This is a genomic window from Pseudomonas sp. AC136 (assembly GCF_979258585.1).
On the sequence record NZ_OZ409865.1, the window covers coordinates 367,976 to 392,615 of the forward strand.

The 24,640-nt window shown below is 61.1% G+C and carries 28 protein-coding genes; 16 read left to right on the top strand and 12 right to left on the bottom strand.

What is annotated here, in order from left to right:
* Positions 1 to 15: 15 nt before the first annotated feature.
* From ACZZZU_RS01675 to ACZZZU_RS01700, 6 genes are all read right to left on the bottom strand, one after another.
* Entirely contained in the window at positions 16 to 1,356 is a 1,341-nt protein-coding gene (locus tag ACZZZU_RS01675; protein WP_463549533.1) for a sensor histidine kinase, read from the bottom strand.
* A gap of 703 nt (positions 1,357 to 2,059) precedes the next feature.
* Positions 2,060 to 2,497: a Spy/CpxP family protein refolding chaperone gene (locus tag ACZZZU_RS01680; RefSeq protein ID WP_463549534.1), complete on the bottom strand. Its 438-nt coding sequence runs from the start codon at positions 2,495 to 2,497 to the stop codon at positions 2,060 to 2,062.
* Between the two features lie 220 nt (positions 2,498 to 2,717).
* Positions 2,718 to 3,395: a response regulator transcription factor gene (locus tag ACZZZU_RS01685; protein WP_122453640.1), complete on the bottom strand. Its 678-nt coding sequence runs from the start codon at positions 3,393 to 3,395 to the stop codon at positions 2,718 to 2,720.
* Between the two features lie 28 nt (positions 3,396 to 3,423).
* The gene (locus tag ACZZZU_RS01690) at positions 3,424 to 3,837 is read right to left on the bottom strand and encodes a hypothetical protein (RefSeq protein ID WP_463549535.1); all 414 of its coding nucleotides are present in this window, start codon (positions 3,835 to 3,837) and stop codon (positions 3,424 to 3,426) included.
* A 43-nt stretch (positions 3,838 to 3,880) separates the two neighbouring features.
* Positions 3,881 to 4,180: a YciI family protein gene (locus ACZZZU_RS01695; RefSeq protein ID WP_122453642.1), complete on the bottom strand. Its 300-nt coding sequence runs from the start codon at positions 4,178 to 4,180 to the stop codon at positions 3,881 to 3,883.
* A gap of 1 nt (position 4,181) precedes the next feature.
* A complete protein-coding gene (locus ACZZZU_RS01700; protein ID WP_463549536.1) occupies positions 4,182 to 4,784 on the bottom strand; it encodes a septation protein A in 603 nt (200 codons plus the stop codon).
* Between the two features lie 165 nt (positions 4,785 to 4,949).
* Between ACZZZU_RS01700 and ACZZZU_RS01705 the strand changes: the two genes are divergently transcribed.
* The 6 genes from ACZZZU_RS01705 (at position 4,950) to ACZZZU_RS01730 (ending at position 9,765) form a co-directional block, all read left to right on the top strand.
* Positions 4,950 to 5,813, top strand: a complete 864-nt coding sequence (locus ACZZZU_RS01705) for a PHP domain-containing protein (RefSeq protein ID WP_463549537.1) — start codon at positions 4,950 to 4,952, stop codon at positions 5,811 to 5,813.
* Positions 5,814 to 5,841: 28 nt separating this feature from the next.
* Positions 5,842 to 6,471 carry an L-threonylcarbamoyladenylate synthase gene (locus tag ACZZZU_RS01710; RefSeq protein ID WP_122496530.1) on the top strand — a complete coding sequence of 210 codons (630 nt, stop codon included), beginning with the start codon at positions 5,842 to 5,844 and terminating at the stop codon, positions 6,469 to 6,471.
* Positions 6,472 to 6,491: 20 nt separating this feature from the next.
* The gene (locus ACZZZU_RS01715; protein ID WP_463549538.1) at positions 6,492 to 7,721 is read left to right on the top strand and encodes a tryptophan--tRNA ligase; all 1,230 of its coding nucleotides are present in this window, start codon (positions 6,492 to 6,494) and stop codon (positions 7,719 to 7,721) included.
* A gap of 157 nt (positions 7,722 to 7,878) precedes the next feature.
* Positions 7,879 to 8,577, top strand: a complete 699-nt coding sequence (locus ACZZZU_RS01720; RefSeq protein ID WP_463384705.1) for a segregation and condensation protein A — start codon at positions 7,879 to 7,881, stop codon at positions 8,575 to 8,577.
* A gap of 13 nt (positions 8,578 to 8,590) precedes the next feature.
* The gene (gene scpB / locus ACZZZU_RS01725) at positions 8,591 to 9,559 is read left to right on the top strand and encodes an SMC-Scp complex subunit ScpB (RefSeq protein ID WP_463549539.1); all 969 of its coding nucleotides are present in this window, start codon (positions 8,591 to 8,593) and stop codon (positions 9,557 to 9,559) included.
* A gap of 11 nt (positions 9,560 to 9,570) precedes the next feature.
* On the top strand, positions 9,571 to 9,765 hold the full coding sequence (locus ACZZZU_RS01730; protein ID WP_463549540.1) for a DUF1289 domain-containing protein: 195 nt from the start codon (positions 9,571 to 9,573) through the stop codon (positions 9,763 to 9,765).
* Positions 9,766 to 9,916: 151 nt separating this feature from the next.
* Here ACZZZU_RS01730 and ACZZZU_RS01735 read toward each other — a convergent pair whose 3' ends face one another.
* Entirely contained in the window at positions 9,917 to 10,312 is a 396-nt protein-coding gene (locus ACZZZU_RS01735) for a hypothetical protein (protein WP_463549541.1), read from the bottom strand.
* Positions 10,313 to 10,794: 482 nt separating this feature from the next.
* A complete protein-coding gene (locus ACZZZU_RS01740) occupies positions 10,795 to 10,995 on the bottom strand; it encodes a hypothetical protein (RefSeq protein WP_122495628.1) in 201 nt (66 codons plus the stop codon).
* A 165-nt stretch (positions 10,996 to 11,160) separates the two neighbouring features.
* Between ACZZZU_RS01740 and ACZZZU_RS01745 the strand changes: the two genes are divergently transcribed.
* The 7 genes from ACZZZU_RS01745 (at position 11,161) to ACZZZU_RS01775 (ending at position 18,192) form a co-directional block, all read left to right on the top strand.
* Positions 11,161 to 11,667: a PaaI family thioesterase gene (locus tag ACZZZU_RS01745; protein ID WP_122453830.1), complete on the top strand. Its 507-nt coding sequence runs from the start codon at positions 11,161 to 11,163 to the stop codon at positions 11,665 to 11,667.
* Positions 11,664 to 12,125, top strand: coding sequence for a PaaI family thioesterase (locus tag ACZZZU_RS01750; protein WP_122495630.1), 462 nt, complete (start codon positions 11,664 to 11,666; stop codon positions 12,123 to 12,125). Before ACZZZU_RS01745 ends, ACZZZU_RS01750 begins: the two co-directional genes overlap by 4 nt.
* Before the next feature lie 54 nt (positions 12,126 to 12,179).
* Positions 12,180 to 13,439, top strand: a complete 1,260-nt coding sequence (locus ACZZZU_RS01755) for an MFS transporter (protein ID WP_463549542.1) — start codon at positions 12,180 to 12,182, stop codon at positions 13,437 to 13,439.
* 355 nt (positions 13,440 to 13,794) lie between these two features.
* Positions 13,795 to 15,693: a molecular chaperone HtpG gene (gene htpG / locus ACZZZU_RS01760; RefSeq protein ID WP_122495634.1), complete on the top strand. Its 1,899-nt coding sequence runs from the start codon at positions 13,795 to 13,797 to the stop codon at positions 15,691 to 15,693.
* A gap of 324 nt (positions 15,694 to 16,017) precedes the next feature.
* A complete protein-coding gene (locus ACZZZU_RS01765) occupies positions 16,018 to 16,740 on the top strand; it encodes a dienelactone hydrolase family protein (protein ID WP_463549543.1) in 723 nt (240 codons plus the stop codon).
* A gap of 112 nt (positions 16,741 to 16,852) precedes the next feature.
* Positions 16,853 to 16,999, top strand: a complete 147-nt coding sequence (locus tag ACZZZU_RS01770; RefSeq protein WP_163016638.1) for a hypothetical protein — start codon at positions 16,853 to 16,855, stop codon at positions 16,997 to 16,999.
* Between the two features lie 104 nt (positions 17,000 to 17,103).
* Positions 17,104 to 18,192: an ABC transporter substrate-binding protein gene (locus ACZZZU_RS01775; protein ID WP_463552087.1), complete on the top strand. Its 1,089-nt coding sequence runs from the start codon at positions 17,104 to 17,106 to the stop codon at positions 18,190 to 18,192.
* A gap of 8 nt (positions 18,193 to 18,200) precedes the next feature.
* Here the strand turns inward: ACZZZU_RS01775 and ACZZZU_RS01780 are convergent, their stop codons facing one another.
* On the bottom strand, positions 18,201 to 18,422 hold the full coding sequence (locus tag ACZZZU_RS01780; RefSeq protein ID WP_463549544.1) for a DUF2970 domain-containing protein: 222 nt from the start codon (positions 18,420 to 18,422) through the stop codon (positions 18,201 to 18,203).
* A 137-nt stretch (positions 18,423 to 18,559) separates the two neighbouring features.
* Between ACZZZU_RS01780 and ACZZZU_RS01785 the strand changes: the two genes are divergently transcribed.
* Complete coding sequence (locus tag ACZZZU_RS01785) at positions 18,560 to 18,862, top strand: DUF1883 domain-containing protein (protein ID WP_122453656.1); 303 nt, start codon at positions 18,560 to 18,562, stop codon at positions 18,860 to 18,862.
* Between the two features lie 48 nt (positions 18,863 to 18,910).
* Here the strand turns inward: ACZZZU_RS01785 and ACZZZU_RS01790 are convergent, their stop codons facing one another.
* Positions 18,911 to 20,365, bottom strand: coding sequence for a TrkH family potassium uptake protein (locus ACZZZU_RS01790; protein WP_122495642.1), 1,455 nt, complete (start codon positions 20,363 to 20,365; stop codon positions 18,911 to 18,913).
* Positions 20,366 to 20,536: 171 nt separating this feature from the next.
* Between ACZZZU_RS01790 and ACZZZU_RS01795 the strand changes: the two genes are divergently transcribed.
* The gene (locus tag ACZZZU_RS01795; RefSeq protein WP_122495644.1) at positions 20,537 to 21,085 is read left to right on the top strand and encodes a nitroreductase family protein; all 549 of its coding nucleotides are present in this window, start codon (positions 20,537 to 20,539) and stop codon (positions 21,083 to 21,085) included.
* Positions 21,086 to 21,223: 138 nt separating this feature from the next.
* Positions 21,224 to 22,522 carry a 23S rRNA pseudouridine(2605) synthase RluB gene (gene rluB / locus ACZZZU_RS01800; RefSeq protein ID WP_122495646.1) on the top strand — a complete coding sequence of 433 codons (1,299 nt, stop codon included), beginning with the start codon at positions 21,224 to 21,226 and terminating at the stop codon, positions 22,520 to 22,522.
* A gap of 215 nt (positions 22,523 to 22,737) precedes the next feature.
* Here the strand turns inward: rluB and fabB are convergent, their stop codons facing one another.
* The gene (gene fabB, locus ACZZZU_RS01805) at positions 22,738 to 23,958 is read right to left on the bottom strand and encodes a beta-ketoacyl-ACP synthase I (protein ID WP_463382883.1); all 1,221 of its coding nucleotides are present in this window, start codon (positions 23,956 to 23,958) and stop codon (positions 22,738 to 22,740) included.
* An 11-nt stretch (positions 23,959 to 23,969) separates the two neighbouring features.
* Positions 23,970 to 24,485, bottom strand: a complete 516-nt coding sequence (fabA, locus tag ACZZZU_RS01810) for a 3-hydroxyacyl-[acyl-carrier-protein] dehydratase FabA (protein WP_122453141.1) — start codon at positions 24,483 to 24,485, stop codon at positions 23,970 to 23,972.
* Positions 24,486 to 24,640: the final 155 nt, after the last annotated feature.

The following is a 24,640-nucleotide window of genomic DNA, read 5'->3' on the forward strand; positions in this document are numbered from 1 at the left end:
CGTGTGGGAGCGGCTTTAGCCGCGATGCTTTTGCTCCGAATGCACAACCGGCAACACCAAACTCGCCACAAATCCACCCTCGGCATGATTGGCCAGTTCCAGCGTGCCGCCATGCCGTTCCGCCGCACGACGGGCAATTGCCAGGCCCAAACCATGCCCCGGCGCACTTTGCTCCGGCGCACGGAAAAACGGTTCCCCCAGCCGCGCCACATGTTCAGGCAACACGCCCGGTCCGTGGTCACGCACGCTCAAGCGCACCTGCTCTCCCACACGCTCCGCACGCAATTCGATGGGCTGCCCCGCGGGGTTGAAGCGCAGGGCGTTGCGCAGCAGATTGTCCAGCGCGCGCTCGAGCATGTCTGGCCAGCCGGCCAGGGTCAGGCCCGGTTCAACGTCAACCGTCACCGTTTGCTCGGCTTCGTTGAGCTGTGCTTCTTCCTGGCGATTGTTCAGCAGCGCGGCGACGTCCACCGGCTGCGCGGCACCGAGGTTTGCGTCCATGCGCGCCAGCGCCAGAATTTCGCTGATCAACGCTTCCAACCGATCACACTCGCGCTCCAGGCGCGGCCACAGCTTCGCCCGTTCCTCCGGCCCGGCGCGTTCGGCCAGCGCCAAGGCAATGCGCAACCGCGCCAGGGGCGAGCGCAGTTCATGGGACACGTCGCGCAGCAACTGACGCTGGCTGCTGATCAAATCTTGCAGGCGCTCGCCCATGCGATTGAAGTCGCCGGCCAGCACGCCGAACTCATCACGCCGATTCGCCAGCCGCGCCAGCGTGTGCTGCTGATACGCCGCTTGCCCGAGGTCATGCACCGCGCCCCGCAATTGGCCGAGCGGACGGGTGATCGACAACGTCAACAGCAGGCTCAACGCGGTCAGCACCACCAAGGCGATAAACAAAGCACTCAACGGCCAGAGCAGGCTGCCTCGGTGCCAGTTGTCCAGTTCCGGGTGCGGGATGCGGTAGATGAATAGATAGGTTTCGCCGCTGGGGCTGGTGTAGTCGGTGGTTATTCGGCGCCACGGCAGGCGGCGTGGGTCGTCGTGTTGGCGCTTCTCAAAAGCGGCGGCTCGACGGGGGAAAGTGCCTTGAATCAGCACGTTGCCGTTGTCGTCGAGCACTTGGGTATCGATATGGAAATCGCGCTTGCGCTGCTCCAGATAATCCTGCGCCGCCTGCTGGCCCTCACTTTCATAGATCCTCACCCAGTCTTCCGGCACGCCTTGGAGCGCGGGGTGCTGGCTGAGAATCCAGGCGTCCTGATTCAACACCCGACCCAGCAGCATCGACAGGCCGGCTACCAGCACGATGGCTAGCCAGAAGCTGGCGAAGATTCGCCAAAAGAGTGAGCGCACGTGGACTCCTGTTTAACGGATAAAACCCAGCCGAGGAGGGCTCGGTTGGGTTGGGGGTGTGGCCGGTTAATGTTAGGGGCAGATGGTCTACGGTTTGAAGGCTGTACCACGTTCAAAATTCCGGTTACCGAATCGTTGGACCGCTGCGTGCTTAGATATGGCGGCGGGTTCTGCTACACCATCCGTCATCCTCGCGCAGGCGGCGGTCCGACGATTCGGGATCCAGGCTTTCGAGCCGTGCGCAGAACTGCGTCAAATCCGAAACTCTGGATCCCCGCGTTCGCGAGGATGACGGAGGTTTTTGCTACTCCTCCCGTCATCCCCGCGAACGCGGCGGTCCGACGATTCGAGATCCAGCTTTTCGATTCGTGCGCAGAACTCCGTAAAGTCCGAACCTCTGGATTCCGAGTCGTCGGATCCCCGCCTGCGCGGGAATGACGGTGGCCTATTTAAAAACCTCCGTCATCCTCGCGCAGGCGGGGATCCAGGCTCTCGATTCGGGTGCAGAACTCCGTCAAGTCCGAAATTCTGGATTCCCGCCTGCGCGGGAATGACGGTGGACTATTTAAAAACCTCCGTCATCCCCGCGCAGGCGGGGATCCAGAGTCTCAAGCCGTACTGATTTCTGCGCGACTCTACATTCCATGCGCAAATCCGGAAACGACTCAACTAACCGTCAACCCGCCCCCAACTCACACCAACCTTACTGCACCTTCCCTTGCTTAGCCTTCCAAGCCTGAAACTCCTGCCATTCCGCCCGGCGAGCTTCCATTTTCTTTTGCTTTTCATCAAACGCCTTCTGCTGTTCAGGATTAAGCAGTGCGCGAATCTTGCCGTTGGTGGCCTCACGCTTGGCTTTGATTTCGTCGTGCATGGCTTTCTTGTCGGCATCGGACAGCTTGTCGAGGTAACGCTTGGTCACTTCGTCACGGCTGTGCATTTGCTCGCCCATGATCTCGCCAATGGCTTTGCGTTGTTCCTTGGTCAGGTCCAGGTCACGGAACATGCCCGGGCCGCGGTGTTCGCCGCGTGGGCCCCCGTCCATCATGTGGCGTGGGCCTTCTTCGCCCGGCGACGGCATGGCCATGGCCATGGTCGGCAGGGCAGCGGCGAACAGAGCGGCGATGAGGGTCTTGCGCATGAGGTATCTCCTTGTCTGCAAACCGGCGTATTTGCCGGATGTGCCCAGTCTAGGGAGCGCAAGGTCAGGCGCGGTCAGGGGTGGGTAAAGCTTAGGTAAAGGCCATGGCGCAGGTTACTGACATACAACCTGGCTTCTGTAGGAGCGACTTTAGTCGCGATGCTTTTCGGGTGCAGACAGCATCGCGGCCGAACCCACCCCCACCAAAGGGCGCAACAGCTCACGCGCTGTAGTAATACCCGCGACTGCGCAGCGCCAGAATGCGCGGGCGGCCGTCGGTGTGCGGACCGATTTTCTTGCGCAGGTTGCTCACGTGCATGTCCAGGCTGCGGTCGTACAAGGTGAGCTTGCGGCCCAGGGCCAACTGCGCGAGTTCCTGTTTGTCGACCGGCTCGCCAGGCTGGCGCAGCAGGGCTTCGAGCAGGCGGCTTTCGGACACGGTGAGCACCACGTCATGCCCGGCAATCGTCACCGAGCCACGCACCGGGCTGAAGACCAGGTCGCCCAGTTCCAGCTGGCTGGGCGTGGCCACCGGCACGCTGCGGCGCATGACGGCGCGCAGGCGGGCCGTGAGTTCGCGGGGGTCGCAGGGTTTGGCCAGGTAATCGTCAGCGCCCAGTTCTAGGCCAAGAATGCGGTCCAGCGGTTCGCCTCGGGCCGAGAGCATCACCACGGGCAAATCCGGGTGTTCGCTGCGCAGTTGCTTGAGCAATTCCAAACCGCTGCCGTCTGGCAGCATCACGTCGAGCACCACGGCGGCGGGCGACTCGGTCATTAATGCCGAGCGCGCGCTGCGACCGTCGTGACAAGCGCGTACTTGAAAGCCTTCCTGGCCCAGCCAGCTGCTCAGCAGCTCGCACAGTTCCACGTCATCGTCGATCAGTAGGAGAGTTGACATAGGCGGCGTTTAACTCGGATCAGGCGGTTCAGTTGGTCCATTCGCGACGGGTTTTGCGTCTGCCGCGCAACAAGGCGCCGCATAACAAGGCCACCAGCGTGACCGCTGCGCCCACGGCGAACCAGGTTTGTTCTTCACTGAATAGCGGTGCTTGCTGACTGGCCTGCGCTTGTTTGAGCTGCAATTTCAGGCGGTGGTTTTCCTGACGCAGGCGGCTTACCAGCGCGCTTTCCCGCGACTCGGCGCTGCCTTGCATTTCAGTGGTCAACTCGCCGCGCAACCGTTCGCTTTCAGCCAGACGTTGCTCAAGGCTGTCGACCTGGCCCTGCAACTGCACCTGTTCATTAACCGCCGGCGTCTGGGCGGGTGCGGCTTCTTCGGCGTAAGCGTTGGCAATCAACAACGATGCAGCGAACAACAGGAACACAGGGCCTTGGCGCATCGACTTTCCTTAGTAACGTTGAGGGCAACGGTTGCCTGGGGGGTTACGGCAGTACCAGCTTGAACGGTTTGACGATTACGTTGGCGTACACGCCGGCGGCGCTGTACGGGTCGGCGTCGGCCCAGCTTTGCGCGGCGATCAGCGACTCGAACTCGGCCACCACCAGGCTACCGCTGAAACCGGCGGCGCCGGGGTCGGTGCTGTCTACCGCCGGGTGCGGGCCGGCGAGTACCAGGCGGCCTTCAGTTTTCAGTTGTTCCAGGCGCGCGAGGTGAGCGGGGCGGGCGGCCAGGCGTTTTTCCAGGGAGTTGGCTACGTCGGTGGAAATGATCGCGTAGAGCATGTCAGTCCTTAGTCTTGGGCGTGGCGGCGTCAGTGTCGCCATCGTGGATATGGCGCGCCAGGAATATGCCCTGGCCGATCAGGAACAGCACGGTCATGGCCAGGCTGCCGAATACTTTGAAGTCCACCCAAATGCTCGGGAAGGTAAAGGCGACAAACAGGTTAGCCGAGCCGCTGACGATAAAAAACACGATCCAGGCGATGTTCAGGCGTACCCAAATCGGCTCCGGCAGGCTCACGGCGTGGCCCATCATGCGTTGTATCAGCGGCTTGTCGCCGATGAAATGGCTGCCCAGGAACGCCAGGGCGAACAGCCAGCTCACCACCGGCGCTTTCCATTTAAGGAAGGTTTCGCTGTGGAAGGCCAGCGTCAGGCTGCCGAACACCAGGCAGGCGATTAGCGTCAGCCATTGGCTTTTCTCAAGGCGGCGTTGAACGATGAAGAAAATGCCGTAAACCACCACGGAACTGGCGATCAACACGGCGGTGGCGCTGAAAATACCGCCTAGCATATAGGTATGACCGAAGAGGTCGATGGCGCGGGGTTCAAGCTTGAAAACAACGAAAAACAGGATGAGCGGGATGAAGTCGAGGAATTGTTTCACAGTGGCAAGCCAGAAGCTGGATGTGCCGGCATAATAACAAACCCGAACCGTAGAGCTAGGCGCAGGGGCGCAGACTTTGTGCCGCCGCGCGGTTTTTTTCGTACTAACTGTTTGCCGCCTGAACGATCTATAGCAAACAGTGGCCAATGACCGAGATTCTGATTGATGACTGTAGACCTGCACTGCCATAGCACCGCTTCCGACGGCGCCCTCGCGCCCGCCGTGGTGGTCGCCCGCGCCCATGAGCGCGGCGTGCGGGTTCTGGCCCTGACCGACCACGACACCCTCGAAGGCCTCGACGAAGCCCGCGCCGCCGCCACCAAACTGGATATGCAACTGGTCAACGGCATCGAGCTGTCGTGCACCTGGGGCGGCGCGACGATTCATGTGCTCGGTTACGGTTTTGCTGCTGATGCTCCTGCACTGGTTCAAGCCATCTCCGACCTGCACAGCGGCCGTTGGTTACGCGCCGAAGAAATCGACCGGCGCCTGGCCCTCAAAGGCATGCCCGGTTCACTGGACGGCGCCCGCGCCATTCAGCAAGAACTCGGCGACAGCGGCAACGCCCCGGCGCGCCCGCACTTCGCCGACTTTCTGGTGCGCGCCGGCTACGTTAAAGATCGCGGCGAAGCGTTCCGCAAATGGCTGGGGTCGGGCAAGCTCGGCGACGTCAAACAGCACTGGCCAACGCTCGAACAAGCCGTCGGCACCCTGCGCGAAGCCGGCGCATGGGTCAGCCTGGCCCACGCCTGGCAATACGACTTCACCCGCAGCAAACGCCGCAAACTGGTAATCGACTTCGTCGCCGCCGGCGGTCAGGCGCTGGAAGTGGTGAACGGTATGCAGCCGGCCGAGCAGATCGGCGGCCTGGCAATTCTTGCTCGTGAATTTGGTCTGCTGGCCAGCGTCGGCAGTGACTTCCACGCGCCGGGAGACTGGTCGGAACTGGGCATGTACCGCCCGTTGCCCGACGACCTCGCGCCTTTGTGGTTGCGGTTTGATCATGTCCAACACGCTGCTGCCGGCTGAGCCGCTGGCCTTAGATAAGAGAGCTCCCGTGAGTCAATTCTTCCAGGTGCATCCGGAAAACCCGCAAGCGCGGCTGATCAAGCAAGCGGTCGAAATCATCAAGGCCGGCGGCGTGGTCGTGTATCCCACCGACTCGTCCTACGCCGTGGGTTGCCATATCGGCGACAAAACGGCCGTCGAGCGCATCCGCCGCCTGCGCCAGCTCGACGACAAGCACAACTTCACCCTCGTGTGCCGCGACCTGTCGCAGCTGGGCCTGTTCGCCAAGGTCGACACTGGCGCCTTCCGCCTGCTCAAAGGCCACACGCCGGGGCCGTACACCTTCATTCTTAACGCCACCCGTGAAGTGCCGCGCATGCTGCTGCACCCCAAGCGCCGCACCATCGGCCTGCGCGTGCCGAGCCATCCCATCGCCCAAGCGCTGCTGGAAGAGCTTGGCGAGCCGCTGATGAGCACCAGCCTCATACTGCCCGGCGAAAAAGAGCCCATGAGCGACCCCTACGAAATGCGCCAGATCCTCGAACATCAGGTGGACCTGATCATCGACGGCGGCTTCGGCGGGATGGAAGCCTCCACCGTGGTGAGCCTGGTCGATGACGAAGTGGTGCTGGTACGCGTCGGCTGCGGAGACCCCACGCCCTTCGAGGCCGATGCCTGAATGTCGACGGAAACTGTCGCTTGAGCGTGATCGATGCCCAACGCCGCGTACTGTCTGGCATGCGTCCCAGCGGCCGCCTGCACCTGGGCCACTACCACGGCGTTCTTAAAAACTGGGTGAAGCTGCAGCACGAGTACGACTGCTTTTTCTGCATCGTCGACTGGCACGCGCTCACCACTCACTACGACGAAGTCGGCCAGATCGCCGAACACGTTCAAGACATGGCCGTCGACTGGCTGGCCGCTGGCGTCAGCCCCAGCTCGGCGAACATGTTCATTCAATCGCAAGTGCCCGAACACGCCGAACTGCATGTGCTGCTCTCGATGATTTGTCCGCTGAGCTGGCTCGAACGCGTGCCGTCCTATAAAGAGCAGCAAGACCAACTGCACCACAAAGACCTCGGCACCTACGGCTTTCTCGGCTACCCGCTGCTGCAAGCCGCCGACATTCTGCTGTACCGCGCCGGCCTGGTGCCGGTGGGCGCCGACCAGTTGCCCCACGTGGAATTCGCCCGCGAAGTGGCGCGGCGTTTCAATCATTTATACGGCCGTGAGCCAGGCTTCGAAGCCAAAGCCGAAGCCGCTATTTTGCGACTCGGCAAAAAGACCGCCAAGCTCTACAACAGCCTGCGCAAGGCCTATCAGGAACAGGGCGACAGCGAAGCCCTGGACACCGCCCGCGCGCTGCTCAAAGAAGTGCAAAGCATCACCTTCGGCGACAAAGAGCGCCTGTACGGCTACCTCGAAGGCGGCGGCAAAGTGCTGCTGCCCGAACCCCAAGCCCTGCTCAGCGCGGCGCCGCGCATGACCGGGCTGGACGGCGGAAAAATGGCCACCTCGCCACTCAAGGGCGGCAACAGCAACGCCATTTACCTGCGCGACACGGCAGCCGAGATCGAAGACAAGCTGCGGCGCATGCCCACCGACCCGGCGCGCGTGCACCGCGACGACCCCGGCGAACCCACGCGCTGCCCGGTGTGGCAGTTACATGAAATCTACTCCGACGAGCCCACCCAATACTGGGCCCAACAGGGTTGCCGCAGCGCTGGCATTGGCTGCCTCGACTGCAAAGGCCCGGTAATCGAAGCGGTAAAAGCCGAACTGAAGCCGCTGCAACTGCGCGCACTGGACTACCAGGACAGCCCCGAGCTGGTGCGCAATATTCTCGCCGAAGGTGCCGAGCGTGCTCGTGACGAAGCCCGCGAAACTCTGGTAGAAGTGCGCGCCGCCATGGGTTTGAATTACCGTTAACCCGCCGCCCCCAGCACGCTTTAAGGAATCTATGCAGGACACCACCCCCAGCGAAGTCGACAGCCAGGCCGGCGCCCAGCAAGAGCTGCCCTTCGCCCTGGTCTACGGCAAAGCCGTCACCGAAATGCCGGTGGACCTGTACATTCCGCCCGACGCCCTGGAAGTGTTCCTCGAAGCCTTCGAAGGCCCGCTCGACCTGCTGCTGTACCTGATCCGCAAACAGAACATCGACGTGCTCGACATCCCGGTCGCTGAAATCACCCGGCAATACATGGGCTACGTCGAACTCATGCAGTCCGTGCGCCTGGAGCTGGCCGCCGAGTACCTGGTAATGGCCGCCATGCTCGCCGAAATCAAATCGCGCATGCTGCTGCCGCGCTCCAGCGAAGCCGAGGAAGAAGAAGACGACCCGCGCGCCGAGCTGATTCGCCGCCTGCAAGAATACGAACGCTACAAAGCCGCCGCCGAAGGCATCGACCAGCTCACCCGCGTGGGCCGCGACCTCACCGTGCCGCGCCTCGACGCCCCCGAAGCGCGCGCCCGCAAACTGCTGCCCGACGTCAGCCTGGAAGAACTGCTGCTGTCCATGGCCGAAGTGCTGCGCCGCGCCGACATGTTCGAAAGCCACCAAGTCACCCGCGAAGCGCTGTCTACCCGCGAGCGCATGAGCGAAGTGCTGGAACGCCTCAAAGGCGCCGGCTTCGTGCCTTTCGTGAGCCTATTCCTGGCCGAGGAAGGCAAGCTGGGCGTGGTCGTGACCTTTATGGCCGTGCTGGAATTGATCAAAGAACAGCTTGTGGAGCTCGTGCAAAACGAATCTTTCGGGCCGATTCACGTGCGTGCGCGTGCAGAGTGAGACTGGACCAAGCATGAACCTCAACGAACCCAAAGAACTGGCCTCCTTGCTCGAAGCCTTCCTGCTCGCCAGCGGCAAACCGCAGTCGCTGGAGCGCCTGTACGAACTGTTCGAAGAAGCCGAGCGGCCCGAACCTACCGTGTTCAAAAAAGCCCTCACGCTTCTGGAAAAATCCTGCTCGGGCCGCGCCTTTGAACTCAAGGAAGTGGCCACCGGCTACCGCCTGCAAGTGCGCGAAATCTACGCGCCGTGGGTCGGCCGCTTGTGGGAAGAACGCCCACAACGCTATTCGCGCGCCATGCTTGAAACCCTGGCGTTGGTTGCCTACCGCCAACCGATCACCCGTGGCGAAATCGAAGACATCCGCGGCGTGGCCGTAAACAGCCAGATCGTCAAAACCCTGCTCGAGCGTGAATGGATCCGCGTCGTCGGCTACCGCGACGTGCCCGGCAAACCGGCCATGTTCGCCACCACCAAGCAGTTTCTCGACCACTTCAACCTGAAAAATCTCGACGAACTGCCGCCGCTCGCCGCCCTGCGCGAACTCGAACCCGACCCCATGCTCGGCTTCGACACCGACGACCTGCCCGTACCCGAGGGCCTGCAAGCCCGCGCCGACATGGCCGGCGAAGGCGAAGAGGGCACGGCACCGGCGCCGAGCGAAGAGAAAAGCTTCGGCAGCCTGCTGGCCGAACTGGACTCGATGGAACAAGGTCTGAAAACCGACTTCGACGATTTGCCCGACGACTACGACCCACCGGTACCCGAAAGCCTGCAAGCGCGCGCCGATATGGCGCTGGCTGAAGACGACGAAGTCGAAGAGCCGATGTCGGCGGAAGAGGCCCTGGAAGTGCTGCGCCATAAAGTCGCCACGCAGGTGGTAACGCCGCCGGCGGCGTTCACGCCGGAGCCCGAAGAAGAAAGCGAAGAAGAAGCGCTGGCACGCGCGATCCGAGAAGAGCAGGAATATTCCCGAGACTGAGCGATTACCGAATGGGCGATCCCAAGAATCCTTGCATCAGTGTGTGCGAATTCGAAGAACGGATTTGTATTGGCTGTGGGCGCAGCAAGGATGAAATCAAAGCCTGGAAGAAAATGGACAAGCCTGAGAAACGCGACGTGCTGGCTGAAGCGCAGGTGCGCTTGAAGGCCATGGGCGGCAAGGTCAAAAAGAAGAAAAAGCGCTAAGTACCGTTTGCAGGGATCGCGGCTGAAGCCGCTACAGACTTCTGTGGGAGCGGCTTTAGCCGCGATTCTTTTGATCCAAAAAAGCATCGAGGCTAAAGCCTCTCCTACAGGGCCAGAGGTGATTTTCGCAAGCGGCTTCCGGCTCTTCCCGTCACGAATCCAGATTCAACACGTCCTGCATGCGCTCGCCAATAAACCCGCGCAACCACGCCGCGTGAAAGTCCACCTCCTCAAGTGGCATGTGCCAGCCAAACTGGTGCGTTATCCATTTGCCGTTCGGCGCTTTAAAGGTCAGGTGGAAATGCCCATGCCTGTCGTAACTGGCCATCACGTAAGGCGTGACGCTGTGGATATCCGCGAACGGTACGCACCATTCAACCGGCTTGCGCAGCGGCCGCCGCACGGTGGCGCGTAGTACCTGTTGCGGGCCGTCGAACGCAAGTCTCAGCACTTTCTGCGAAGAAGCGCCCCAGCGCAGCAACCCCGCCGCCAGTAGTGCTGTGCCCAGTAGCGGCACCAAAAGCGTCGGGTCCGTGGCTTTGTGCATAGGAAAGCGGAATACCTTTCGCCGCTTCGACGGCGGTGATCAAGAGTAGGGCCAGGCCGTATACCGGCAACGTGACCACCAATACAAAGATGAACGCGAGCGTCGCCGCACCGTTGGCGGCGCCGATGTCCGGGCCTTCGTCGGCAAGCCAGATGTCCGGGTGCACGGGCGGGGTGGCCGGCGCAGGGGGCGAGGAGAGCAGGCGCGGAGGGCGTTGGCGTTTCATGGGTTTGAGTTCTGAAAACAGGCGGGGCGAACGGTAGCAGCATTGGAGCAATGGCAGTGTGCTCTAGTAAAACGTCCGTCACCCCCGCGAAGGCGGGGATGCAGAGTTTTCGATGGGGCGGAGAATGTTGCCCTCACCCCAGCCCTCTCCCGCGAGCGGGGGGGGGGGCCGATTTATGTATGGCCCGGCGATGCGCTGAATTTCAGGCATAAAAAAACCGGAGCTTGTGGCTCCGGTTTTTGTCACGGGGAAGCGATTACTTGGTGGCTTCGTCGTGTGCTTCTTCAGCTTTTTGCTCGATGGCCTGGCCAGTTTTGTTGGCGGCGTCTTGTGCGGATTCGGCGGAGTCTTGGGCCGATTCGCGGGCGGATTCCATTTTGTCTTCTGGGGTGTTGTCGCAGGCGGCCAGGGTCATGGTGGCGGCAAGCAGCAGGGCGTAGGCAATTGGGTTTTTCATGGGCTCGGGTCCTTTTTCGCTTTATTGGGGCGATTTTTCTCATCGCTGCGTTTTTGGAGCGTGACCTGCTGCGCGAAGTTCCAACCAAAATGGCTACCTGGCTTCAAACCTAAGTCGGGACAGGTATGATGCGGCCCTTATGGATCAATGAGATAGGCCTTGAACATGAGCAATAGCCTGATTCTAGAGCGCGCTCAGCGCTTTCTCTCGGCGTTGCGCCACTGTCAGGTGTTGGGGCTGACCGTGCATGCCATCGACAGCGAGCGCCTGACGCTGCGTTTGCCGTATAGCCGCCAAATTATCGGCAACCCGGAAACCGGCGTGATTCATGGCGGCGCCATCACCACGCTGATGGACACCACCTGCGGCATTTCCACCATCTGCGTGCTGCCGGACTTCGAAATCTGCCCGACGCTGGACCTGCGCATCGATTACATGCGCCCCGCCGAGCCCAATAAAGACGTGTTCGGCGTGGCCGAGTGCTATCGCGTTACGCCCAATATCATTTTTACTCGCGGCTACGCCTATCAGGACGACCCCTCGCAGCCCATCGCCAATGTGGTCGGCACCTTTATGCGCATGGGCAAAGGCCCGCAGGGCGACACGGCGTTGAAAAGCTCGGCGCTCAAGCCTGAGCAATTGAAGGGCGCGATTGATGGAGGTCAGGCATGAGCGAGAACACCTTGCCGCCGCTAGACCTGAGCCAAGTGGTGCAGGCCGCGCACCAGAGCAATAACTACGACGAGCTGCTGGAACTGACGCCGTACGCCAAGCTGCTGGGCATTGAGTGCCTGCGCCTGGGCGATGACATGGTGTTCCGCATTCCGGCGAACAAAGACAGCATTGGCAACCCGATTCTGCCGGCCATTCATGGCGGCGTGATTGCGGGCTTTATGGAGCACAGCGCCATGCTGCATTTGCTGATGTTCATGGGCACGCCGCACTTTCCGAAAATCATCGACTTCTCGATAGATTACCTACGCGCCGGTCACTATCGTGACACCTTCGCCTCGTGCCAGGTGTGGCGCCAGGGCCGGCGCGTGGCGAACGTGGCGATTACTGCCTGGCAAACCACGCGCAGTGAACCGATTGCCACGGCACGCGCGCACTTCAAGGTAGATGAGCCATAACCGCGCGGTTGCTGAAGGTGTTTGCGGGCGGGCCAACTGGATAAGGATGTGTAGATGGATGCGTTGCTGATCCTCGGCGGGTTGCTGCTGATTCTGGTCGGTCTGGTGTGGTTGGTGATTCTGGCGTTTGACGTCAGTTTGCTGTGGGGCCTGGGCAGCCTGTTGCCGCCGCTGACCCTGGCCTTCGTGCTGCGACATTGGCGCGTGGCGCGCAAGGCGGTGATGCTCAGTGGCCTGGGGTTTATTCCGCTGATTGTCGGGCTCACGCTGCTGGCCAATCAGGATACCCAGCGTTTGCAGGCCATTCTCAGCCTGGACTGGGCGCGCACGCCGGCGCAGGCGCCGGCGGAGTTGGCGATTCACCTGCGCGGTAGCCTTAACGGCCAACCGTTCGCGCCCCAGCAAGGCGAGTTAATTGACGGCGTGCTGAGCCTGCGCGAAGGCGAAGACATTTTTGCCCGCCGCGAAGTCACCATCCGCATGCCCAACCTGGCCAAAGCCGGCAACGCCCCGGTGCGCGTGGATGTGCTGCCGCAAGACACCGGCAACTTGCCGGAAGTGCAACTGAGCTGGCTGCTGCCCGAACAGGAATTGCCCGAAGCGCGCCGCCTGAACCATTCCTACACCCTGCATTTGAAGCTCGAGCCGCAAGGCCCAAACAAGCTGGCGGGCGACTTCCACCTGGTGTTGCCGCCGCAGTTCAAAACCACCCTGAGCGGTACGGTAGAGCTGTTTACCGACCACCTGCGCTATGCAGACAACAAGGTCGACACCCGCTACGACTCGCGGGAAACGCTGGAATACGTGATCACCGACTACCTGAAACGGCGCTACGCCACCCAGCGTGTTGAGCTGGGCATTTTGCCTGTGGTGAATTTTCCGGCGTCGACCATGAGTCTGGCGGTAGAGGCGCAGATTGATGGACAGACGCAGCAATTGCCGGTGGCGCTGCGTAAAAGCCCGACGCTGGGCTGGGTTGTGGTGGGTGATCGGTATCAGGTGGAAGAAAAGGCCAAGGCGGTTGCCGCTGAGCCGGCCGAGAAACCGGCGCTGGCGGGCGCTCCGGCTGCGCCGGCCAGCTCACTGGACCGCCGCGTGCGGTTCAGTCTGGAGCGCTTGCAGAGCAACCCGAGCCGCTACCAGAACTTGCAGATGCGCATCGTCACCGAGCGCGGCAGCATGGTGGAGGGTCGGTTTAATGGCATCGATACTGACGGGCAGATTGTGGTGCAGCGCAACTTGAAGGGGCAGGGCGGCGCGAGTTTTTCGGTGGTGCCGGCGCAGATTACGTCGATTGAGTTGTTGGAGCCGTAGGGGGGCGATTGGGTTGGGTTGCCGTTCTCCCTAACACCGCCGCGTTCGCGGGAATGTCGGAGGCCTTATCAGCAACTTCGTCATCCTCGCGAACGCGGGGATCCAGAGTCTAAAGTCATGCACCCAGCCCAAAACCATCGCGGCTAAAGCCGCTCCTACAGGTAAGGCGCACCTCCAGCCACGGCTTTCCAACATTCCGTCAATCGTGGCGAGTTCGGAAACCTGTAGGAGCGGCTGTAGCCGCGATAGCCCCAACACCCCTTCCAACCTAACCACTTGAAATCCAAGTCGTTGCCCCCATCTGTTGGTCATCGCCGGTTAACGGCTTGTGCCATCTGCTTGGAGTTAAACGACCATGAGTGTGGAAACTCAAAAAGAAACCCTGGGCTTCCAGACCGAGGTGAAGCAACTGCTGCACCTCATGATCCATTCGCTGTATTCCAACAAGGAAATCTTCCTTCGCGAGTTGATCTCTAACGCCTCCGACGCCGCCGACAAGCTGCGTTTCGAAGCGCTGGCCAACCCGGCGCTGCTGGAAGGCGGCGATGCGCTGCGTATTCGGGTCAGCTTCGACAAGGCCGCCAACACCGTGACCCTTGAGGACAACGGTATCGGCATGAGCCGCGAAGACGCCATCACCCACCTGGGCACCATTGCCAAGTCCGGCACCGCCGACTTTATGAAGCAGTTGTCCGGTGATGCGAAGAAAGATTCGCACCTGATCGGCCAGTTCGGTGTGGGCTTCTATTCGGCGTTTATTGTCGCCGACCAGGTTGAAGTATTCAGCCGTCGCGCCGGCGCACCGGCCAGCGAAGGCGTGCACTGGACGTCCAAAGGCGAGGGCGAGTTTGAAGTTGCCACCGTTGAGAAAGCCGAACGCGGCACCCGCATTGTTCTGCACTTGAAGGCCGCCGAAAACGAGTTCGCCGATGGCTGGCGCTTGCGCAATATCATCAAGAAATACTCCGACCACATCGCCCTGCCGATTGAGTTGCCCAAAGAGCAGGAGGGTGAAGACGCGCCTGCGGAAACTGAATGGGAAACCGTCAACCGCGCCAGCGCGCTGTGGACCCGTCCGCGCACCGAGGTGAAGGACGAGGAGTACCAAGAGTTCTACAAACACGTCGCCCACGACTTCGAGAACCCGCTGAGCTGGAGCCATAACAAGGTCGAAGGCAAGCTGGAATACACCTCGCTGCTGTACGTGCCGGGCCGCGCGCCCTTTGATCTGTACCACCGCGAAGCGCCGAAAGGCTTGAAGCTGTACGTGCAGCGCGTGTTTGTGATGGACCAGGCCGACGAGTTTCTGCCGCTGTACCTGCGCTTTGTGAAGGGTGTGGTCGATTCCAACGACCTGTCGCTCAACGTATCGCGCGAAATCTTGCAGAAAGATCCGATCATCGACTCCATGAAGTCGGCGCTGACCAAGCGCGTGCTGGACATGCTGGAGAAGTTGGCGAAAAACGAGCCTGAGCAATACAAGGGCTTCTGGAAGAACTTTGGTCAGGTGATCAAAGAAGGTCCGGCGGAAGACTTCGCCAATAAAGAGAAGATTGCCGGCCTGCTGCGTTTCGCCTCTACCAGCGACGACAGCGGCGAGCAGAGCGTTGGCCTGGCCGACTACCTGACCCGCGTCAAGGAAGGCCAGGACAAGATTTACTACCTCACCGGCGAAAGCTACGCCCAGGTAAAAAACAGTCCGCACCTCGAAGTGTTCCGCAAGAAAGGCATCGAAGTGCTGCTGCTCACCGACCGTATCGATGAGTGGCTGATGAGCTACCTCACCGACTTCGACGGCAAGCAATTCGTCGACGTGGCCCGTGGCGACCTCGACCTGGGCAGCCTGGATTCGGAAGAAGACAAGAAAACCCAGGAAGAAGCGGCCAAGGCCAAAGAAGGCTTGGTTGAACGCCTGAAAGCCGCGCTGGGCAGCCAGGTGAGCGAAGTGCGGGTTTCCCACCGCCTCACCGACTCGCCAGCCATTCTGGCAATCGGTGAACAGGACCTGGGGCTGCAAATGCGCCAGATTCTGGAAGCCAGCGGGCAGAAGGTGCCGGACTCGAAGCCCATCTTCGAATTCAACCCGGCGCACCCGCTGATCGAGAAACTCGACAACGAGCAAAGCGAAGAGCGGTTTGGCGACCTGTCGCACATCCTCTTCGACCAGGCGGCGCTGGCCGCCGGCGACAGCCTGAAAGACCCGGCCGCATATGTTCGCCGGCTGAACAAGCTGCTTGTCGAGCTGTCGGTTTAACCACTGGCGCTAAAACAAAACCCGCTTCGGCGGGTTTTGTTTTTTAGGCTGGGCGCATGCCTCAACGCGAACGCATCCCCTGTAGGAGCGGCTTTAGCCGCGATTGCGATCTGCCGCCGATCACCGTTTCCAGGGATCGCGACTAAAGTCGCTCCCACACAAGGCAAGGCACGCGGGCGTCTAGGCCGACGCGTTCCCTGTAGGAGCGGCTTTAGCCGCGATTGCGATCTGCCGCCGATCACCGTTTCCAGGGATCGCGACTAAAGTCGCTCCTACAGAAATCCCACAGAATCCCACACCGAATCCGAAACCAAGGAGCCAAGCATGAGCAACTTCAGCGTTATCCCCGTGCCTTACACCATCGACGGCCACGCTTATGAAGGCCAACTGGTGTTCGATGCCAGCGTTACCAACGCGCGCCCCGGCCTGCTCCTAGCGCCAAACTGGATGGGCGTGACCGACGGCGCGATCGAACTAGCGAAGAAGGTCGCTGGCACGGAATACGTAGTGCTGGTCGCGGATATTTACGGCACCGACGTGCGCCCCAACGGCCACGAGCAGGCCGCCGCCGCGATGATGCCGCTGAAAAACGACCGCGCTCTGCTGCGCACCCGTATGCAAGCCAGCCTGAAAACCCTGCAAAGCCAAACCCACGCGCCCGTGGCAGCCGACAAGCTGGCGGTGTTCGGCTTCTGTTTCGGCGGCTGCTGCGCCCTAGAGCTTGCCCGCGAAGGGGCACCGGTGAAGGCTGCGGTGTCGTTCCACGGCACGCTGGACACGCCCAACCCGGATGATGCGAAAAACATCCAAGGCAAGGTGCTGGTGCTACACGGCGCGGCCGATCCGTTGGTGCCCAAAGAGCAGCTTCCGGCGTTCGAGGCTGAAATGGACGCCGCTGGCGTGGATTGGCAGTTGGTCAGCTACGGCGGCGCGGTGCATTCGTTCACCGACCCCAGCGCCGACAACCTGCCGATGATGAAGTACAACCCCACCGTCTCCGCGCGGGCGTTTCACACCATGGCGCATCTGCTTAAAGAAGTGTTGTAAGCCTGTAGCGCATCGCGGTTCACGCCGCGATGCGTAGCTAGTTTGTCGGCGCGCCAGAGGTGGTCTTAACTGCAAAGCGGACCATCCCAAAACCACAACAACAGGGCCAGCCATGACCGACCATTCTCACGTCCACGACGAACACGCCAATCACGAACCCTTCGAGAACACCCGCGACAGCGTGGTAGACGCCTGGGCCATCCTCATTCTTATTGCGCTGGCGGTATCTACTGCGGTGTTCTGGGTGAGCCACCAGTAGGGATAAGCCGATAAGGCTTGTAAGCATTTGCTGACAAGTGGTGACAGATAGCCACTACACAACTGCGTATACTGCGCGGCTGGGTCAAGCATGAGTGCATGAAGTTGAAGCGGTTGGTGCGCGCCGTCGTAGCGGTAGTGGGATTACTCGCATGGAATTGCGTCAACGCAGCTAGCGTGGTGTTTCTTAACCCGGGCAAGACCGGTGAGGAATTCTGGGATGGCTACGTCAAGTTCATGCAGGCCGCTGCCAGCGATCTGGGCATGCAGTTAACCGTGCTCGACGCCCAGCGCGACCGTGACCTGATGTTGGAGCAAGCACGCGATGTGCTGCAGGGCGACCACAAGCCCGACTACCTGTTATTCATCAACGAACAATACGCCGCCCCGGAAATTCTGCGCTTAGCCAAGGATTCCGGGGTGAAGCTGTTTGCCGTCAGCAACACCCTGACTCCCGACCAGCAACGCGTGATCGGCAGCAGCCGAGAAACCTACCCCGATTGGATCGGCAGCCTGGTGCCCAACGACGCCGAGGCCGGCTATATGTTGGCCACCAGCCTGATCCAGCGCGCCCGCGAGCGGCATCCGGATGGCCCCTTGGAAATGTTGGCGTTCGGCGGCATCAAGCAAACGCCGTCCAGCCAGTTGCGTGAGCGCGGGTTGAAAAAAGCCCTGGCCGAGAACCCGGACGTCCGCCTGCGAGTGCTGGCGTACGGCGAATGGCAGCGCCAACGCGCGTATGACCAGGCGCGCACGCTGTTGCCGCGTTATCGCGGCATCAACATGGTGTGGGCGGCGAGCGATGACATGGCCTTTGGTGCGATGCAGGCCGCTGAAGAGTCTGGTTTGGTGCCGGGTAAAGACATTCACTTCGCCGCCATCAACTCCAGCCTAGAAGCGTTGCAGGCGCGAATCGACGGGCGCTTGGAAATATTGGTCAGCGGCCAGTTCACCATGGGCGGGTGGGCGCTGGTGATGCTGCACGACTACGACAACGGTGTGGATTTCGCCAAGCACGGTGGTAAGGACCGCACGCTAACGATGTACGTCAGCCTCAACGAAACCCAGGCCGCGAATCTGGCGAAGCGGGTGGCCGGCACCGATAACTTCGGCGTCGATTTTCGCCGTTACACGCTGAAAAACCAGCCGACGCTGCGCGATTACGCATTCTCGCTGCGGCCGCTGCTGCAGTAAGTCGGCGACTAACTCGTCGCCAGGTGCAGCACCAGTTTCACCAGCGCGAACAGCACCACCACGAACAGGCCGGTGAACAGCAGACCGATAAAAATAAAGTGGCTGGGCTTGCCGTGGCGAAAGTCGCGGGCGCGGTTCTTGCCGCTTTGCACGCCAAACGCGGCGGCCATTACGCTGTGGAACACTTGCCAGAGGGTTGGCGGTTTATCGTTGTCGTCGGGGTTGTTCATGGCTCGCTCCGTCGGTTGCAGCGCTTGTTGCAACCATAGTCGAAGATCGCCATGAGGCCCGCCGTCCGCCATACTAGCGGCCTCGATTTTTTGCCCTTTTACTTACGCTCGTTCTTGCAACGCCGTGCGGAGCCTTCATGAAGTACATACACCAGCGCGAACACCTCAACGAAGACGACATTGTCGTGATCGACTGCTCGCAAACCTGCAACATCCGCCTGATGAACGACGCCAATTTCCGCAGTTTCAAAAACGGCGGCCGGCACACTTACCACGGCGGCGCGTTTGATAAATTCCCCGCCAAAATCGTGGTGCCCAGCAGCGGCTTCTGGAACATCACCATCGACACCGTGTCGCGCAAAGCCATCAGCGTGACGCGCAAACCGACCCTCACGCACTCGATCAAAATCGTCCGTAAGTCGCCTTCGCAGTTGCGCTGAGTCTCGTAATGCTGCGCCGGGGCCTTTGAGTTTCGGCGCAGGGCGGCATCAGTGCCGCCAGAACGCCGGAACGCACAGCACCAATACGGTGATGATTTCCAACCGGCCCAACAGCATGCCGAACGACAGCAGCCACTTGGCGCCGTCCGGCAGGCTGGCGAAGTTGCCCGCCGGGCCAATCACTTCGCCCAGACCCGGACCCACGCCCGACACGGTGCTGGCGGCGCCGGTCAGAGCCGTAATCCAATCCAGCCCCATTAGCGACAGGCCCAGCGCCATGGCGCAGATGGTGATGGCGAAGAAAAACGAAAAGGTCAGAATCGAGCGCACCACGTCTTCGTCGAGGCGGTGGCCGTTGTAGTTTTGTTTGATTACCGCGCGCGGGTGGATCAGCTGGTGCAGGTTGGCGCGCAGCAGGATGTAGGCCACCTGAAAGCGGAAAATCTTGATGCCGCCGGCCGTCGAGCCAGAGCAGCCGCCGATAAAGCCCAAGTAGAAAAAAATCATCAGCGAGAAGTTGCCCCACAGGCTGTAATCGCCCAGCGCGAAGCCCGTGGTGGTCACTACCGAGGTGACGTTCACGGCCACGTGGCGCAGCGCTTCGTACCAGGGCAGATCAGTGGTCAGCCAGTACCAGAGCGTCATCACCAGCCAGGTGGTGAACAACAAGCCAAAAAAGCCCCGCACTTGTTCATCGCGCAGCAGCGCCCGACGGTTGCCGCGCAGGGTGGCGACGTACAGGGCGAAGGGCAGGCTGCCGAGAATCATCAGCACCACCGCAACCCAGTGCACTGCCGGTTGCGGCCAGTGCGCCAGAGATTGGTCGGAGGTTGAAAATCCGCCGGTCGAAATCGCCGACATCGCATGGTTCAGCGCATCAAAAAAGCTCATGCCCGCCCACCACAGGGCGAGGGTGCCGAGCACGGTGATGCCGGTGTACGCCAGGGCGATGTACTTGGCCACCATGTGCGAGCGCGGCATGACTTTTTCTGAGCGGTCGGACGATTCCGTCTGGAACAGGCGCATGCCGCCGATGCGCAGCAAGGGCAGAATTGCCACCGCCATACCGATAAAACCGATGCCGCCGAGCCAGTGCAGCAGCGAGCGCCAGATCAGAATGCCCGGTGACATGCTGTCCAGCCCACTCAACACCGTGGAGCCGGTGGCGGTGATGCCAGACATGCTTTCAAAAAAGGAGTCGGTGTAGCTGATGTGTTGGGTCAGCAAGAACGGCAGCGCGGCGAAAATGCACACGGCAATCCAGCTGCTGACGGTGAGCATGTACATGTCGCGCGGGCGCAGGTGTACATGTTCGGGCTTGCCGGGTAGCACCAGGGCCAGGCCGGCGAGAAAGGTGATCAGACTGGACCACAGGAAGGTGTTGATCTCCGCCGCGCGGTTGAAGATCAGCAATGTCACCACGGGCACGACCATGCTGATGGCCAGGGTGATAAGGAAAATGCCGATGATGAAACCAATGGTGCGCAGCGTCGGTGAGACCATGCAGACAGGCTCTGGAAAGGACAGTCGCACATTCTAGCGATATCACGCCCGGCAAGGCGCGCGGTTTCTGCGCGAGCACGGTCTCAATGGCAAACGGTAGATAAATCTGCCCGGTTATTTTCCGTTTACCCCACTAGAATGCCCGCTGTACTTATTCAGGAGATGGTCCCCATGGATGCGCTCGACGCTCTGCTCAACCGTGTTTCCGCCCCCCGACTGACCGAACCAGCGCCAGACCAATTGCAGCGCCAGGTGCTGTTTCGCGCCGCATTGCGTGCGCCGGACCATGGCCAATTGCGCCCGTGGCGGTTCCTGACCGTGGAAGGCAGTGCGCGTAATCGCTTGGGCGAGTTGTTTGCTTCGGCGCTCGGTGCCGATGCGCCGCCCGAAGCCCTGGCCAAAGCCTTGGCCATGCCGCTGCGAGCGCCCCTGATGGTGATTGTGATCGCCCGTGTGCAGGAAAGCGCCAAAGTACCCGCTCAGGAACAAGTGCTGGCCGCAGGCTGCGCGACCCACGGCATTCTGCTCGCCGCTCACGCCCAGGGCATTGGCGCCGTGTGGCGCACCGGTGACATGGCGTACAACGCGCGGGTGGCCAAAGGCTTAGGCTTGGCTGACAACGAGCAGATCATCGCGTTCCTGTATCTGGGCACACCAGAGCGGGAATTGCGCACACCGCAAGACCTGTCGATTGATGACTTCGTGCAGGCATGGCCGTAATCGGCGATGAAATAAAGGAAAGGCCTTACACCTGCGACATCCTGCGCTAGGCTTGAAAGGCGGCGCAGCGTATGATGCGCGCCCGCTGGCGAGTCCTCGCCGGCGACGAATTGTTACCTACACCGGGAGGTGCCCAGAATGAGTGAGTCGGAAGAATACAGCCCAGCAGGGGAAAAACTGCAGAAAGTCCTGGCCCGTATTGGCATGGGTTCACGTCGCGACGTTGAAGCCTGGATTGCCGAAGGTCGGGTCAAGGTGAACGGCAATGTCGCCACCTTGGGTCAACGCGTTGACCTGCACGACGCCATCGCCGTCGATGGGCGTTTGCTCAAACGCGAAGAAGTCAGCGAAGAAACCCGCCGCGTGCTGATCTACAACAAGCCCGACGGCGAGATCTGCACCCGCGACGACCCGGAAGGGCGTCCCACCGTTTTCGACCGTTTGCCACGGCCCAAAGATGGCCGCTGGATCAACATTGGTCGCCTCGACATCAACACCACCGGCCTTTTGATGTTCACCACCGACGGTGAGCTGGCCAACCGCTTGATGCACCCCTCCTATCAGATGGACCGCGAGTACGCGGTGCGTGTGCGTGGCGAAGTGGACGAGGAAATGATCGAACGCCTGAAGACCGGCGTGATGCTCGAAGACGGTCCGGCGCGTTTCACCGACATTCAGGAAGCGCCTGGCGGTGAAGGCTTCAACCATTGGTACCACTGCGTGGTGATGGAAGGCCGTAACCGTGAGGTTCGCCGCTTGTGGGAATCCCAGGGTCTGGTGGTCAGCCGTCTGAAGCGCGTGCGTTTTGGCCCGGTGTTTCTCACCTCCGACCTGACCATGGGCCGCTGGCGTGAAATGAGCCAGAGCGAAGTGGACATTCTTGCCGCTGAAGTGGGCCTGGCGTCCGTGCAGCAGCAAGGCATGAAGCTCAAAACCAAAGAAAAACTCGACCGCTTGCAGCGTAAATCGGCCAAGCCGGTTGGCCGTGGCGAGCGTCCGCAGCGCACCTTGCGCCCAGCGCTGGACGGCGGCCCTGAGCGTCCGGCCCGTGCACCGCGTGGTGAAGGCGCTGAGCGTCCGGTTCGTGCGCCGCGTGGCGAGGGTGCTGATCGTCCGGTTCGTGCGCCTCGTGGCGAGGGTGCTGATCGTCCGGCCCGTACACCGCGTGGTGAAGGTGCTGAGCGTCCGGTTCGTACGCCTCGTTCGGAAAATGGCGAGCGTCCGCAACGCAGCGGCCCACGTCCCGATTCCGCACCGCGTGGTCGTGGCACACCGGTAGCGGAGCGTCCAAGCGACACCAACAAGAAACGTCCGGCCAAGCCGGTGCGTGTGGGTATCGAATTGGCCGATCGCCCGGCACGCAAGCCAGCGCCCAAGCGCAGCGGGCCGGCGAGTGGGTCGGGTCAGCGTCCAGGGTTTGGTCGCAAGCCAAAGTAAGCCTGAAGCCGCTCCCACAGACTAAACACGGTCTGTAGGAGCGGCTTAAGCCGCGATGCTTTTTGAATTACACGCATAAAAAAAACGGGGCTCACATTGGTGAGCCCCGTTTTTTTATGCCTTCAACAGCATCGAGGCTGAAGCCTCTCCCACAGTGAAATTCAGCTGTTTTGGGAGAGGCTTCAGCCTCGATTTTGCGTGATCGCTAAATCAGATCACTTACCCGCCCAGCGCTTCATCACCAGCGTGGCGTTGGTGCCGCCGAAGCCGAAGCTGTTGCTCATCACGTGGTTAAGCGTGACGTTTTCCTGGGTTTTGGTGGCGATTGGCATGTCAGCCACTTCCGGGTCCAGCTCGTCAACGTTGGCCGAGCCGGCAATGAAGTTGCCTTCCATCATCAGCATGCAGTAGATCGCTTCATGCACGCCGGCGGCGCCCAGGGAGTGACCAGACAAGCTTTTGGTCGAGCTGATTGGCGGCGCTTTGTCGCCAAACACTGCGCGCACGCCTTTGATTTCTGCCACATCGCCCACCGGCGTCGAAGTGCCGTGGGTGTTGAGGTAGTCAATCGGGCCGTCGACGGTGGACAGCGCCAGCTGCATGCAGCGGATCGCGCCTTCGCCGCTTGGGGCAACCATGTCGTAGCCGTCGGAGGTGGCGCCGTAGCCGACAATTTCGGCGTAAATCTTGGCGCCGCGAGCCAGGGCGTGTTCCAGTTCCTCGACTACCACCATGCCGCCACCGCCAGCAATCACGAAGCCGTCACGCTTGGCGTCGTAAGCACGAGAGGCTTTTTCCGGGGTGTCGTTGTATTGGGTGGAGAGGGCGCCCATGGCGTCGAACAGGCAGCTTTGGCTCCAGTGTTCTTCTTCGCCACCGCCGGCAAACACGACGTCTTGTTTGCCCAACTGAATTTGCTCCATCGCCTGGCCAATGCAGTGCGCGCTCGTGGCGCAGGCCGAGGAGATCGAGAAGTTCACGCCTTTGATTTGGAACGGCGTCGCCAAACAGGCCGACACGGTGCTGCCCATGGTGCGGGTTACGCGGTACGGGCCAATACGTTTAACGCCTTTTTCGCGCAGGGTGTCGATGGCTTCCATCTGGTTGATGGTGGAGGCGCCACCGGAACCGGCGATCAGGCCGGTACGCGGGTTGGAGATCTGTTCCGGGGTCAGACCCGAATCTTTAATCGCCTGTTCCATCGACAGGTAAGCGTAGGCGGCAGCGTCGCCCATGAAGCGGAACACCTTGCGGTCGATCAGCTCTTCAAGGTTCAGGTCAACGGAGCCGGAAACGTGGCTGCGAAGCCCCATTTCAGCGTAGGACGGGTTGTGGCGGATACCGGCACGGCCAGCACGCAGGTTGGCGGAGACGGTGTCTTTATCATTGCCCAGGCAGGAGACGATGCCCAAACCGGTGATCACGACGCGACGCATGCGGATAACCCTTAAAAATTATCAGTGGAAGTGAACAGGCCGACGCGCAAACCTTCGGCACTGTAGATCTCGCGACCATCAACACTCACGGTGCCGTCGGCGATCGCCAACACCAGGGAGCGGTTAATGGTGCGTTTGATATGAATGTTGTAGGTGACTTTCTTGGCGGTGGGCAGCACCTGGCCAAAAAATTTCACTTCGCCCGAACCCAGGGCGCGGCCGCGGCCGGGGTTGCCCTGCCAGCCGAGGTAGAAACCTACCAACTGCCACATGGCATCCAGGCCCAGGCAGCCTGGCATCACCGGGTCGCCTTCGAAGTGGCAAGCGAAGAACCACAGGTCCGGGTTGATATCGAGTTCGGCAACCAACTCGCCTTTGCCGTATTTGCCGCCGGTGTCGCTGATATGCGTGATGCGATCGACCATCAGCATGTTGGGGGCGGGCAGTTGCGCGTTACCTGGGCCGAATAGCTCGCCACGACTGCAGCGCAGCAAGTCTTCCCGAGTGTAAGCGTTCTGTTTGGACATGCGAGCTCCTCAATAATCCCCGTGCGGCAGGGCTAAGCGAATCATCTAGGCCGGTGCGAACGTTCACTGCATTGCCCGTTTTGTAGGGCGTTGTCGCGACCAGCGTAGTCATAGACTGTTGCGTTGAAATGAAAGTCACAGGCTCTGAGCACAGT

Coding starts and splice junctions, on each gene's coding strand:
- ACZZZU_RS01770 (WP_163016638.1), top strand. CDS start 16,853: ATGACCGACCATTCTCACGTCCACGACGAACACGCCAATCACGAACCC.
- ACZZZU_RS01685 (WP_122453640.1), bottom strand. CDS start 3,395: ATGTCAACTCTCCTACTGATCGACGATGACGTGGAACTGTGCGAGCTG.
- ACZZZU_RS01790 (WP_122495642.1), bottom strand. CDS start 20,365: ATGGTCTCACCGACGCTGCGCACCATTGGTTTCATCATCGGCATTTTC.
- ACZZZU_RS01780 (WP_463549544.1), bottom strand. CDS start 18,422: ATGAACAACCCCGACGACAACGATAAACCGCCAACCCTCTGGCAAGTG.
- fabA (WP_122453141.1), bottom strand. CDS start 24,485: ATGTCCAAACAGAACGCTTACACTCGGGAAGACTTGCTGCGCTGCAGT.
- ACZZZU_RS01750 (WP_122495630.1), top strand. CDS start 11,664: ATGAGCGAGAACACCTTGCCGCCGCTAGACCTGAGCCAAGTGGTGCAG.
- ACZZZU_RS01765 (WP_463549543.1), top strand. CDS start 16,018: ATGAGCAACTTCAGCGTTATCCCCGTGCCTTACACCATCGACGGCCAC.
- ACZZZU_RS01785 (WP_122453656.1), top strand. CDS start 18,560: ATGAAGTACATACACCAGCGCGAACACCTCAACGAAGACGACATTGTC.
- ACZZZU_RS01745 (WP_122453830.1), top strand. CDS start 11,161: ATGAGCAATAGCCTGATTCTAGAGCGCGCTCAGCGCTTTCTCTCGGCG.
- ACZZZU_RS01740 (WP_122495628.1), bottom strand. CDS start 10,995: ATGAAAAACCCAATTGCCTACGCCCTGCTGCTTGCCGCCACCATGACC.
- rluB (WP_122495646.1), top strand. CDS start 21,224: ATGAGTGAGTCGGAAGAATACAGCCCAGCAGGGGAAAAACTGCAGAAA.
- fabB (WP_463382883.1), bottom strand. CDS start 23,958: ATGCGTCGCGTCGTGATCACCGGTTTGGGCATCGTCTCCTGCCTGGGC.
- ACZZZU_RS01735 (WP_463549541.1), bottom strand. CDS start 10,312: ATGCACAAAGCCACGGACCCGACGCTTTTGGTGCCGCTACTGGGCACA.
- ACZZZU_RS01730 (WP_463549540.1), top strand. CDS start 9,571: ATGGGCGATCCCAAGAATCCTTGCATCAGTGTGTGCGAATTCGAAGAA.
- ACZZZU_RS01680 (WP_463549534.1), bottom strand. CDS start 2,497: ATGCGCAAGACCCTCATCGCCGCTCTGTTCGCCGCTGCCCTGCCGACC.
- htpG (WP_122495634.1), top strand. CDS start 13,795: ATGAGTGTGGAAACTCAAAAAGAAACCCTGGGCTTCCAGACCGAGGTG.
- ACZZZU_RS01795 (WP_122495644.1), top strand. CDS start 20,537: ATGGATGCGCTCGACGCTCTGCTCAACCGTGTTTCCGCCCCCCGACTG.
- ACZZZU_RS01705 (WP_463549537.1), top strand. CDS start 4,950: ATGACTGTAGACCTGCACTGCCATAGCACCGCTTCCGACGGCGCCCTC.
- scpB (WP_463549539.1), top strand. CDS start 8,591: ATGAACCTCAACGAACCCAAAGAACTGGCCTCCTTGCTCGAAGCCTTC.
- ACZZZU_RS01755 (WP_463549542.1), top strand. CDS start 12,180: ATGGATGCGTTGCTGATCCTCGGCGGGTTGCTGCTGATTCTGGTCGGT.
- ACZZZU_RS01690 (WP_463549535.1), bottom strand. CDS start 3,837: ATGCGCCAAGGCCCTGTGTTCCTGTTGTTCGCTGCATCGTTGTTGATT.
- ACZZZU_RS01695 (WP_122453642.1), bottom strand. CDS start 4,180: ATGCTCTACGCGATCATTTCCACCGACGTAGCCAACTCCCTGGAAAAA.